Origin of the sequence: Palleronia sp. (assembly GCF_042089775.1) — a bacterium.
In the GTDB taxonomy this organism is placed as follows: domain Bacteria; phylum Pseudomonadota; class Alphaproteobacteria; order Rhodobacterales; family Rhodobacteraceae; genus Palleronia.
In genome coordinates, this window is sequence record NZ_JBELKF010000041.1 from 20569 (window position 1) to 31138 (window position 10570).

A 10570-nucleotide genomic window follows, 5' to 3' on the forward strand; every position below is an offset into this window, starting at 1 on the left:
CTCTCCGGAAAGGAGGCGCCTAGAATGGGCCGTCTCGCGTTGCTTCTGAGCGGTATCGCATTGGCTGCTGTCCGCGCCGCGGCCTCGACGCTCTCCGTCTATTCTGAAAGCCAAAGACCTTCCGGCCGAATGGCCGCTCCCGGCATGACCACGGCAGCTCGGGGGAGGATGCTATGCACTGTGGGGCCGCATAGCGATCGAGGAAGTGCGGCAGGCGCATCAACTCCGCGAGGCTCGGCGTATGGCACGACACATAAGCACGGCTCCACGCCGCAATGGAGTTTCGTGCAATGAACGCCCGCGTCATGTTCCAACCCACCATCCTGCTCGCGTTCGCCCTTATGGCGGTCATCGTCATGATGGTCTTGCCGATGCCCGCCTGGGTGCTGGACGTTGGCCTCGCCGCGTCGTTCGCCATCGCGATCCTGATGTTCGCGACAACGCTTTTCATCGAACGGCCACTCGAGTTCTCGACATTTCCTACAGTGCTTCTTGCATCGCTGATGCTGCGCCTGTCGCTGAACGTCAGTTCGACGAAATTGATCATTGGGCAAGGACATACCGGCACTGGCGCGGCAGGCGACGTGATCGAAGGCTTCGCCAATTTCGTCATGGGAGGAAGTGTGTTTCTTGGCCTCGTCGTCTTCGGCGTGATCATGATCGTGAACTTCATTGTGATCACGAAGGGCGCAGGCCGGATGGCGGAGGTCGGCGCGCGCTTCGCTCTAGACGCCATGCCCGGCAAGCAGCTCGCCATCGACAGCGATATGAGCGCTGGCGCGATCGATCACGCCGAGGCAAAAGCCCGCCGTGAGCGTGAGCAGCAGGAAACCACCTTCTTCGGTTCGCTCGACGGCGCCTCTAAATTCGTGAAGGGCGACGCCGTTGCAGGCCTGCTCATCACGCTTCTCAACCTCGTCGTTGGTCTCGCCGCCGGAACGATCGTCCACGGAATGGAGATTGGCCGCGCTTTCGAGACCTACGCGATCCTGACCGTTGGCGATGGGCTGGTCACTCAGATCCCGGCAGTCATCATCTCGATCGCCTCGGCCCTTCTGCTCGCCCGCGGCGGCAATACCGGATCGACGGATCTCGCCTTGTTCGATCAGCTCGGCCGCTATCCTGCGGCACTGGGCACCGTTGCGGTGCTGCTTGGCCTGTTCGCCTTGGTTCCCGGACTGCCGTTCCTGCCCTTCATGGCCGGGGCGGCGGGCCTCGGCTGGATGGCCTGGTACGCAAGCAAGCGGATCGAGCAGAAGAAGTCTGAAGCGACGGCTGAGCAAACCGCAGCGCCCCCTCCGCAAAAATCCATGGGAGACACCCTGGACCTAGACGACATCCACCTTGAGTTCGCTCCGGATCTGGTGCCGTTGGTGCTCGACCCGGCAACGGGGCTCGATGCGCGGATTGGCAACATGCGCACGCACGTCGCTCGCGCCTTCGGTCTGGTGCTTCCGGAGATTCGACTGACCGACGACCCGGGCCTGCCAAGCGGAACCTACGTGATCCGCATCCACGGCGTGGAGCGCGTGCGGGACCGGCTGATGCCAAGCCACATTCTCGCGCTGACCGCGGACAGCTCACCGACCGCTCTGCCACCTGGGACTGACGTGGCCGAGCCGGTTTATGGCGCGCCAGCCCGGTGGATCGAGGCCGGCGAACAGGATCAGGCCGCGACAGCGGGCCTGACCACGGTCAGCCCGGCCGAAGTCCTCGCAACCCATTTGCTTGAAGTCATCAAGCGCAATTTTCACAGGCTGATGACCCTGAAGACGCTGCGGCGCCTGCTGGACGAGTTCACTAACCTGTCGGATCCAGCGCGCGCCGACGCAAATCGTCGTCTGATCGACGAACTCGTGCCGGACAAGGTGCCGACCGAGCTGTTGCTGCAAGTCCTCCGGCTACTTCTGGAAGAGCGCGTTTCGATCCGGAACCTGCCGCTCATACTCGAGGCGATCGCGCAAGGTCGCCAACAGGCCGCCACGCCCGAAGGTATCTGCGAGATCGTGCGCCAACGGCTGAGTTTCCAGTTGATTGCCGAGCTGACGCGGGCCGATGGGACTGTTCCGCTCGTGCAACTTGATCCGGAATGGGAGCAGACCTTCGCGCAGCACCAGCTGGCCGGGGACCCTGGTGAGGCCAATGTCGCCCTGCCGCCGGACGCCTTCAACCGTTTGGCCGAGGGAACCGCCGATGCTTTGGCCGAGGCTGCCGAACGTGGCATCTTCCCGGCGCTCGTGACGTCCGCGCGCCGCCGGCGCTTCTTGCGGATGGTGCTTTCGGCAAAGGGGCTGGCAAATCCCGTTCTCAGTTTCGAAGAACTCGGGACAGAGGCGCGGCCGAGCCTCGTCGGAACCGTGCCAGCATGATCGCAGCACTGACCGCTCTGACAGAACTCGCTGGGCCCACGGCCTTGGCTGCCTTCGCGGTCTTCCTTCGAGTCGGAGCAGCCATGGCGCTTCTTCCTGCTTTCGGCGAACAGACGGTCCCGGCGCGGATCAAGCTTATGGTCGCGTTCGGGTTCACCGCCGTCGTCGCTCCCTCGGTCGTCGGCGAACTACCCGCCCTGTCCGCCCAGGAAGTCGCCGGTCGACTGTTGCTGAGCGAGACAATCATCGGACTCGCCCTCGGTGCGGTTCTGCGCCTCTTTATCATCACTCTGCAGATCGCAGGCACGATGGCGGCTCAGTCGGTCTCGATCTCCCAGATCATGGGCGGCGCAGGTGTCGATCCTCAGCCGGCGATCGGCCACATCATGGTGGTCGCCGGCCTCGCGATTGCCGTGATCCTCGGGCTTCACGTGAAGATCGCACAGTACCTCATCTATTCCTACGAATTGATGCCGCCGGGGAAGCTGCCGGTGCCCAGTGATCTTTTGACCTGGGGCGTCGCCCGCGTGGCACGTGCCTTCGCCCTCGGCTTCGGACTGGCAATGCCTTTCGTAATCACGTCGCTCCTCTACAACCTGACGCTCGGCGTCATCAATCGCGCCATGCCCCAGCTCATGGTCGCATTCGTCGGCGCCCCGGCCATCACGATGGGAGGCTTGCTACTGCTCGCAATCTCCCTGCCCCTGATGCTCCAGGTCTGGATCGGGGCGATGGACACGTTTCTTGCCAATCCGGTGGGAGATCTTCCATGAGCCAGGGCGATGACGACAGCGAAAAAAGCCAGGAGCCAAGTCAAAAGAAGCTCGACGACGCCCGGAAGAAGGGTGAAATCCCAAAGTCCAACGACCTCATCACGGCGGCGGGCTATGCAGGGATCGTCTTGACGGCGACAGCCCTCGGCGGGTCCAGTCTGCAATCCATCGGAGGGGGATTGTCCGGCGCGTTCATCCTCGCCGGGGGCGAGCGAGGCCAAACCGTTGCCAGTTCCGCCATGATCGGCGAAGTCGGCGTCGCGCTCATGCCCTGGATCTTGCTGCCCTTCGGCTTCGCGCTCCTGTCCATCCTAGGTCAGCAGGCCCTCACGTTCTCGGGCACGAAACTGCAGCCGAAGCTTAACCGGATTTCGCCGCTGTCGAACGCCATGCAGAAATTCGGCCGCGCGGGATTGTTCGAATTCGCCAAGAGCTTTGTGAAGCTCGCGATCTACTCGGTCGGGCTGTTTTTGTACATTGCAAAGAGCTTGCCGGAAATTCTCGCGCTCATCCGGCTCGAACCGCCCCAAGCTGCGGCGCATGGGCTTGAGATCACGGCAGGGTTTCTGTGGGTCGTACTCGGCGTATCCGCATCGCTCGGCATCGTCGACCTGCTGTGGCAGCGGGCAGAGCATATGCGCAAAAACCGCATGTCGCTCAAGGAGATGAAAGACGAACACAAGGACGCCGAGGGCGACCCGCACACGAAGCAACAACGCCGGCAGCGGGGCATGGAGATCGCCATGAACCAGATGATGCGAGACGTGCCGGAGGCGAGTGTGGTGGTGGTGAACCCGACCCACTATGCGGTGGCACTGAAATGGTCGCGCACCGACGCCGGTGGGCCGATTTGCGTGGCCAAGGGCGTCGACGAAGTCGCCCTGCGCATTCGTGAAATCGCCACTGAGGCTGGCGTGCCGATCCACTCCGATCCGCCGACGGCGCGGGCGCTGCATGCCACGACCGAGATCGGCGCAGAGATCGCGCCGGATCACTATGCCGCCGTGGCCGTGGCAATCCGCTTTGCCGAGAGCATGCGCCAGAAAGCCCGCGCACGATGAACGGGCGCATGGGCGACCTGGCGAAGCTGGCTGGCATGGTGCGGGATCGCGAACTATCCAAGGTCGAGGCGATCCTGTCCCAGGTCTCGCGCCTGCGCGGCGACATCGCACGCCTGACCGAGGCGCGCGAGGCACGTGTGGCTTCCGGGGATCTGGACTTGGCAAGGGTATCGGGGGCGGAACTGGCCTGGCAGGCCGCGAGCGAGGCCGAGCTCATACGCCTCAACCGGCAACTTGCAGCGCTTCTCGCACAGCACGACGCCGCGCTCAGGGTGGCGCGGCGGGCATTTGGGCGCGCCGATGTGGCGACGCGCCTGGCGCAGGCGGATCGCTAGACCGCCTGCTTGTTCATATCGAGGATCAGCACGTCGCGCACGCCAGCACCAATCTCTTGGCTGGCGGTCTCGATCAGCGCGGTCTTCAGCCGATTGATTTGACCGTTCGATGTAAAAACGCCGTCGAACCCGCCGGTCGCGGCATGATCGAGCATCACGCGCAGGAAGCGGTCGCGAAGGCGCGGCTCTCGTTCGAGCGCGCGGGCATCAACGCCTGGATCGACCTCCAGATTCAGGGTCATCACCACCATCGCCGCAACTTCGCCGTTGGCGATCAGCGGGATGACGAACTGGTTCTGGAACCTGACGAAGACACCGTCCCCGACGGGCTCGTTGGCATGATCGGCGACGGGAATTGCCTTGTCCTCTCCGGCTTCGCCGGCGCGGGTATCGGCCGCAGCCTCATGCACTGCGTCCGGCTGATCGAGCGACGGGCGCAGGATGAAACCTGCGCCCACGCCACTGCCAAGCCCGACAAGCGCCAGAACGATCGGAAGGAGCTTGGTCATGGGAATACCTCAGAAGGGAAGGAGCTTTTCGGCGACCTGTTGGCCGTAACGCGGCTGCTGCACGTCGGTAATCTGCCCGCGCCCGCCGTAGGAAATCCGCGCAGCGGCGATCTTGTCGTAGAGCACCTCGTTGCGGCGCGAGATATCCTCCGGGCGGACGAAGCCGGTCACCACCAACTCGCGCAGCTCGTAGTTCAGGCGCACCTCTTGGCGGCCCTCGATCGCGAAGCTGCCGTTGGGAAGGATCTCGGTCACCGTGGCCGCGACCCGCAGGGTCAGACGTTCATTCCGAGTCGTGTTGCCGTCGCCCTTGAACTTGCTGTTGGACGTGAGGCCAACGGCATCGTCGAACGTTGCCCCCTCGGGTAGTCGGCCGCCGAGGCGCTGGGGTATCCCGACCAGGTTCGGTACAGCCATCGTCTCGCTCCCCGACCGCGAGCGGTCTGAGCTGTTCGAGAACTCGGCCTCATCGTCGATCTCAATGATGACGGTGACGATGTCGCCGCGGGTTTCGGCCCGGCGCGTCCCGAGAAGCGAAGCCCTGTCACCGGACCAGAGCGACGCGCTGGCCGCCGGACTCAAGGGTTCGGGCCGTTCAGGCAAGCGCGGGCTCTGCATTGCAACCAGTTCGGGGCTCTCGGCCACCGGGGTCAGGGCCGGCGGAACGCCGATGCCTGTGGTTTGGCCGCAGGCCGTAACGCCGAGGCAGGCGAGAAAGATGATGTGCTTCATTGCGGGCCTCCGGGGCCGACATGGACGCTGCCGTCTTCGGCAACTTCGCCGATCACGGTGGTCCGCGAGGACAGGTTCATTACGCGCAGCCGATCGCCGCTGCCCGCACGATCAAGCGCACGCGCATCGGTCGAGATGCTCAGGCCGTCCGTGACGAAGTGCAGGGTCACGATCTGATTGCGCTCTATCAGGGCGGGCGGGCCGATGTCACCCGGGCGGACAGGCCGACCGGCGTAGAGCGTGACGCGGCTCTCCTGGCCGATGGCCTCGGCCGGGTCCGCCAGAAAGCCGCCGGCATCGCCCGGCGTTGCCGAAACATCCGCCGGGCCGATGATCGAGTTGGCACGGATCGTGCGGGCGGCCACGACGATGTCGGCCAGGGCGGGCGGGGCGACCAGCGCGAGGATGAGGGCCAGACGGATCATCGGATCTGCGTCGTCGCGCTCATCATCTGGTCGGCGGCGGTAATGACCTTTGAATTCAGCTCATAGCCACGCTGCGCCTCGATCAGCTTGGTAATCTCGCGGACTGGATCAACCGAACTGTCCTCGAGATAACCCTGACGGAACGTTCCCAGCCCGTCCGTGCCCGGCGCACCGGCGATCGGCGGCCCGGACGCCGCCGTTTCGGTCAGCAGGTTCGAGCCGATGGCCTCGAGCCCCTTCACGTTGGAAAAGCCGACGAGGTTCAGCTGGCCCAGAAGCTCGGGCTCGGGCTCGCCGGTGAAATAGGCATAGACCTCGCCATCGGGATTGATCGCGATCGAGGTGGCGTCGTCGGGGATCGTGATGTCGGGGGCGACGGGATAGCCCTCGGAGTTGACGATCAGGCCGTCTCCGGTGCGCTTCAGCGCGCCGTCGCGGGTGTATCCCGACTGGCCGGACGGCAGAGTGACCTCGATATAACCGCGCCCTTCGATGGCAACGTCCAGATCGCCCCCGGTCTGCTTCAGCGTGCCCTGCGCGATCTCCATCGTGACGGCAGACGCGCGGGACCCGAGGCCGAGTTGAACGCCGGTGGGCAGCTCGGTTCCAGAGGTCGAGGACAGAGTGCCGGCGCGTTGAACCTGCTCGTAATGCAGGTCGGCGAACTCGGCGCGGCGAGCGTTGTAGCCCGTGGTGCTCATGTTGGCGAGGTTGTGGGCCGTGACTTCGACCCGCATCTGCTGAGCGCTCATGCCGGTGGCGGCGATGGACAGGGCACGCATTATAGCCTCCTATCGTCCAAGGGTGGTGAGGACGTTGCGGATGCGCTGGTCCTCTGTATCGAAAAAGCTCTGGCCCATCTCGTAGGCGCGCTGGACCTCGACCATTCGGCTGATCTCGGCCACGGGATCTACGTTCGATTTCTCGAGATGGCGCTGAAGGAGTGTCGTGCCCTCGACGGGCACCGGCGGGTTCTCGAGTCCGAACAGCAGGCCGCCCCGCCGGGTCACGTCCTCGGGCCGTTCGGGCGCCCAGAGACCGATCTCGGCCAATGGCTGACCGTTCGCCGAAAGCGTCCCGTCGGCTGAAAGGGAAACCTCGGTGGCATCGGGCGGCACGAAGACCGGTGCGCCAGCGGCGTCGAGGAGGCGCATCCCTTCAGGATTGACCAGTTCCCCTGCGGCGTTCGGAAGGAAATTGCCCGCGCGCGTCAGCGCCTCGCCATCCGGCGTCTCGACGAGGAAGAACCCCTCGCCCTGGATCGCGAAGTCGAAGGCGCCGCCCGTATTTTCCACTCCGCCCTGCAGTTGCGACGTATGGCGCACCCGCCCGGCAGCCATGCTGAGCGAAGGCGCATCCTCGAGCGCGGCGACGTACTCGGAAAAGATGATGCCTTCCTTGCGGTAGCCGTGGCTCGACGCGTTCGCGATGTTGTTCGCGATTGTCTGCATTTCCCGCGCCAGCCCCGACATTCTGGTCAGCGTGGTATAGACGGAGTTATCCATGTCAGCTTCCTGCAATGAGCGGAATGATGCCCGTCTCGAAGTAGGCCAAGAGGGTGCGGGTCATGAGGCCCATGGTGGCCCAGAAGACCGCACCGATCGCGATGAGCTTCGGCACGAAGGTCAGCGTCATCTCCTGGATCGATGTCAGAGCCTGGAACAGGCCGATGACGAGGCCCGAAACGAGCGCGACCGTCAGGATCGGTGCCGACAACTCGACCGTGACCCAGAGCCCCTGGCGGAGCGCGTCATAGAACATCCCCTCGGTGAGCATGTGCTCAGACCGGCATCCGGAGGATTTCCTGGTAGGCCTCGACCACCTTGTCGCGCACGGTCACGGCCGTCTCGACTGCAAACTTCGCCTGCCCGAGGGAACGGACCAGCGCATTGGGATCGGCCGCGCCGGTCATTGCGGCCCGCGCGGTGTCCTCGCCTGCCTGCATGGTCTCGGCAAAGGTCTGCACGGCCTCGGTAGCGGCCTGGACAGCCGGTTCCGGGGTCGTCGCGGGTCGGGCCGCCGCGTAGCGTTGGGCGGCGAATGCTGCGTTGATATCCATTCTGGATCTCCGAAATGTTGATTAGCGCTTGAGCAGTTCGAGCAGGCCGAGAGCCATCTGACGGGACTGGTCGAAAATCTTGAGGTTAGCCTCGTAGGACCGCTGCGCCTCGCGCGCGTCGGCCAGTTCGATCACGAGATCGACATTCGAGCCTTGATAGAACCCCGATTCGTCCGCCATCGGGTGCCCGGGCTCGTAGACCTGTGGCAGTTCGCGCCGATCAAGGCGCACACGTCCCGCCTCGACGCCGCCGTCCGCGAGCTCGCGGAATGGAATCGTCTTGCGCCGATAACCGGGCGTGTCGGCGTTGGCGATGTTCTCCGAAGCGTGCCGCAAACGCTGGGCCTGCGCCTGCATGCCGCTGGACGAAATACCCATGGTTCCGAGTACGTCACTCATGGTTTACCTCCCTCTGCCGAGCGCGGCTGACATTATCCCGCGCACGCTGGAATAGACCGAGATCGCCATTTCGTGGCTCTGCCGCGCCGAAGCGGCCTCCATCATCTCGGTCTCCAGCGAGACGTCGTTGCCGTTCGGTGAGACTTCTCCGCCACGCTCGATTGGGCGGATGTTGCCAGGCGCGGCATCCGGCTGGATGTGGCCGGAACGCGTGGCACGCATGACGATGGCGCGATCCATCTCTTCGGAAAAGCGAGGAAGATCCTTCGCCCGATAGCCAGGCGTGTCGGCGTTCGCGACGTTCTTTGCGATGTGAGACGTCCGTGCGGCCGAATGCGCGGCCAAGTCGTGCGCCATGGATGTGAGGCCCAGCGTGCCCATCGGATCCTCCGTGGTTCGGGTTCAACGAAGGCTTAACGGTGATTCCTTTATGAAAGGTTGAGTGCAATTGAACGGAGCGGACGCATGACCCTTGCCGGATACGAGAACGTAACCGCCGCCCTCGCGGCGGCCCATCTGGACCGCCCCCTGGGCCGGATCGAGGGGATCGACGGCGGCGCTGTGCGCATGTCCGGATTGTCCAGCCATGCCGCGATCGGCGACCGCGTCCGCATAGGACGCCAAGGTTTCTCGTGCGAGGGCGAGATCGTTTCGGCGAATGGGCAGGTGCTGGCCGCCATCCCCGACGGTTCGGTCAATGGCCTGCGCCCAGGAGATCCCGCGGCGCTGCTGGGACCCTTGTCAATTTCTCCGCACGCCGGGTGGATCGGACGCGTGGTTGATCCGCAAGGACGGCCGCTGGACGGGCGCGCGCTTCTCCCGGGTCTGACTAGCCGCGCTCTGACAGGCGCCGCTCCTGACGCTGTGCACCGGCGCGGGCTGGGCGCCCGCGTGCAGACTGGGTTGCGGGCAATGAATACGCTTCTTCCGTTGGTGCGCGGGCAACGGATCGGCCTCTTTGCCGGCTCCGGCGTCGGCAAATCGACGCTTCTGGGAACTCTCGCGCGGCGGATCGAGGCCGATGTGGTGATTTTCGCCATGATCGGCGAGCGCGGTCGCGAGGTACGGGACTTCGTCAGCCGCGTGCTCGGACCAGAAGGCATGGCGCGCACCGTCGTCGTCGCTGCAACCGCTGATGCTCCGGCGTCGTCCCGCGCGCGCTGCCTTCCCGCCGCCCTGGCCGTGGCGGAAACATTCCGCGACGAGGGCAAGCACGTGTTGCTGTTGGCGGACTCGATCACACGTCATGCCGAGGCTCACCGTCAGGTCGCCGCCGTTCGCGGCGAGGCTCCCAGCCTGGGCGGTTTCCCAGCGTCGATGGCGACAGAACTGGCCTCTCTCTGCGAGCGCGCCGGTCCGGGCGTCGAAGGACAGGGCGACATCACCGCAGTCTTCACTGTTCTCGTGGCCGGCAGTGATATGGAAGGCCCTGTGGCAGACGCACTCCGCGGTGTTCTTGACGGGCATATCGTGCTTGATCGCGGGATCGCCGAACGGGGCAGATTTCCTGCGATCGATCTGGTGAGATCAGTTTCCCGCTCGCTTCCCGACGCAGCCGGCCCGCAGGAGAACACGCTCATTCAGGAAGCGCGCCGCCTCATAGGAGCCTATGAAAAGGCAGAAATGATGATTCAGGCGGGGCTGTACGCGTCGGGGAGCGATCGAACGGTGGATGCCGCAATACAAGCATGGCCGAAGCTGGACACTTTCATCGGTCAGTTTGAGGGCGGTTCGGTGGAGGACAGCTTTGCCGCGCTCGCGAGATGTCTCTCGAGACGCTTGGACTGACCTCCCAGCTATGGCGGCGAACGGTGTCAGCTAGCGGCGGGTCAACTCGTTGAGCCGCCGCTAGATTAGGCTCAGGACCCATTAATCAGGTTGAGGCTGTGCGGCCCGCATGATTCACGG

General features: G+C 64.5%; 14 protein-coding genes. 5 read left to right on the forward strand and 9 right to left on the reverse strand.

The features are described 5' to 3' along the window. Positions 1-290 precede the first annotated feature (290 nt). The 4 genes from flhA to ACFDS3_RS11395 are packed head-to-tail and all read left to right on the forward strand — an operon-like array spanning position 291 to position 4538. Positions 291-2369 carry a flagellar biosynthesis protein FlhA gene (flhA, locus tag ACFDS3_RS11380; protein WP_375262472.1) on the forward strand — a complete coding sequence of 693 codons (2079 nt, stop codon included), beginning with the start codon at positions 291-293 and terminating at the stop codon, positions 2367-2369. Further along, positions 2366-3142: a flagellar biosynthetic protein FliR gene (locus tag ACFDS3_RS11385; RefSeq protein ID WP_375262473.1), complete on the forward strand. Its 777-nt coding sequence runs from the start codon at positions 2366-2368 to the stop codon at positions 3140-3142. The genes flhA and ACFDS3_RS11385 overlap by 4 nt, the downstream gene beginning before the upstream one ends. Continuing rightward, the gene (gene flhB / locus ACFDS3_RS11390) at positions 3139-4203 is read left to right on the forward strand and encodes a flagellar type III secretion system protein FlhB (protein ID WP_375262474.1); all 1065 of its coding nucleotides are present in this window, start codon (positions 3139-3141) and stop codon (positions 4201-4203) included. The genes ACFDS3_RS11385 and flhB overlap by 4 nt, the downstream gene beginning before the upstream one ends. A gap of 8 nt (positions 4204-4211) precedes the next feature. Then, the gene (locus ACFDS3_RS11395) at positions 4212-4538 is read left to right on the forward strand and encodes a hypothetical protein (protein ID WP_375262475.1); all 327 of its coding nucleotides are present in this window, start codon (positions 4212-4214) and stop codon (positions 4536-4538) included. Here the strand turns inward: ACFDS3_RS11395 and ACFDS3_RS11400 are convergent. Genes ACFDS3_RS11400 through flgB form a run of 9 tightly spaced genes read right to left on the reverse strand, consistent with a single transcriptional unit; the run spans position 4535 to position 9043 of the window. Further along, entirely contained in the window at positions 4535-5047 is a 513-nt protein-coding gene (locus ACFDS3_RS11400) for a flagellar basal body-associated protein FliL (protein ID WP_375262476.1), read from the reverse strand. The two genes, ACFDS3_RS11395 and ACFDS3_RS11400, sit on opposite strands and share 4 nt — an antisense overlap. A 9-nt stretch (positions 5048-5056) precedes the next feature. Continuing rightward, a complete protein-coding gene (flgH, locus tag ACFDS3_RS11405) occupies positions 5057-5779 on the reverse strand; it encodes a flagellar basal body L-ring protein FlgH (protein ID WP_375262477.1) in 723 nt (240 codons plus the stop codon). Then, the gene (gene flgA / locus ACFDS3_RS11410) at positions 5776-6201 is read right to left on the reverse strand and encodes a flagellar basal body P-ring formation chaperone FlgA (RefSeq protein WP_375262486.1); all 426 of its coding nucleotides are present in this window, start codon (positions 6199-6201) and stop codon (positions 5776-5778) included. The genes flgH and flgA overlap by 4 nt, the downstream gene beginning before the upstream one ends. Beyond that, on the reverse strand, positions 6201-6986 hold the full coding sequence (gene flgG / locus ACFDS3_RS11415) for a flagellar basal-body rod protein FlgG (protein WP_375262478.1): 786 nt from the start codon (positions 6984-6986) through the stop codon (positions 6201-6203). Before flgG ends, flgA begins: the two co-directional genes overlap by 1 nt. 9 nt (positions 6987-6995) lie before the next feature. Then, entirely contained in the window at positions 6996-7709 is a 714-nt protein-coding gene (locus ACFDS3_RS11420) for a flagellar hook-basal body complex protein (RefSeq protein ID WP_375262479.1), read from the reverse strand. 1 nt (position 7710) lies between these two features. Then, positions 7711-7980, reverse strand: a complete 270-nt coding sequence (locus ACFDS3_RS11425; protein ID WP_375262480.1) for a flagellar biosynthetic protein FliQ — start codon at positions 7978-7980, stop codon at positions 7711-7713. A gap of 4 nt (positions 7981-7984) precedes the next feature. Continuing rightward, entirely contained in the window at positions 7985-8263 is a 279-nt protein-coding gene (fliE, locus tag ACFDS3_RS11430) for a flagellar hook-basal body complex protein FliE (protein ID WP_375262481.1), read from the reverse strand. Positions 8264-8284: 21 nt separating this feature from the next. Then, the gene (gene flgC / locus ACFDS3_RS11435) at positions 8285-8662 is read right to left on the reverse strand and encodes a flagellar basal body rod protein FlgC (protein WP_375262482.1); all 378 of its coding nucleotides are present in this window, start codon (positions 8660-8662) and stop codon (positions 8285-8287) included. Positions 8663-8665: 3 nt separating this feature from the next. Further along, the gene (gene flgB, locus ACFDS3_RS11440; RefSeq protein ID WP_375262483.1) at positions 8666-9043 is read right to left on the reverse strand and encodes a flagellar basal body rod protein FlgB; all 378 of its coding nucleotides are present in this window, start codon (positions 9041-9043) and stop codon (positions 8666-8668) included. Between the two features lie 84 nt (positions 9044-9127). On the opposite strand from flgB, the gene ACFDS3_RS11445 reads away from it, so the two are divergent. Then, complete coding sequence (locus ACFDS3_RS11445) at positions 9128-10450, forward strand: FliI/YscN family ATPase (protein WP_375262484.1); 1323 nt, start codon at positions 9128-9130, stop codon at positions 10448-10450. Positions 10451-10570 lie beyond the last annotated feature (120 nt).